At 44.5% G+C, this 575-nt stretch carries 1 pseudogene; it reads left to right on the plus strand.

Annotated elements, in window-relative coordinates:
• Positions 1-575: pseudogene (locus tag ACFIL8_RS12435) on the plus strand (DUF4815 domain-containing protein); the annotation flags it as partial.

A 575-nucleotide genomic window follows, 5' to 3' on the forward strand; every position in this document is an offset into this window, starting at 1 on the left:
TATGATGTACCACTCCTTGTGATGGATGACCGCTTAACGGCTTTTGTCATTAAAACCGATGATGCGGATCATTCTGTTTCACTAGCAAAGCTTGGAGATTTTGATGCAGAACACCAGAGATATGTCTCGAGTCACCCTTACGTGACCGGTCCACGCTTTTCTTCTGTTAACGCACAAAGTTGGACAGCCCATCAAGATGAGGCTTTAGCCTTTCGGGTGCTCGCTGCCCGCTATAGGCAAACAGAAAAGATTGTCGATTTAGGCACTTTTGATCTTGTGGACTGCTCTGATTTACAAATACGCGCAGCCATTGAGTTGCCTTCAAGCGATTGTTCTGTCATCTTTGAAATTGAAAGAAACAACGGCACGGTTTATCAACTCCTTCCCTTTCAATTGCTCAGTCTTACTGAATATATCAGTGAAAAGATCAAGCTTCGCGCTATTCTTAAAGGAACAGAGAAACTCTCACCGGTGTTATTTGCGCCTGTTCAATTGATCGCGGGAAAGATCCATAAGGAAGCGACCTATGTCACGCGTGCTTTTGCCTTTGGTGAAAAGGCAAGGTTAACGAGCTA

It is taken from the genome of Bartonella sp. AP57NXGY, assembly GCF_042195805.1.
In the GTDB taxonomy this organism is placed as follows: domain Bacteria; phylum Pseudomonadota; class Alphaproteobacteria; order Rhizobiales; family Rhizobiaceae; genus Bartonella.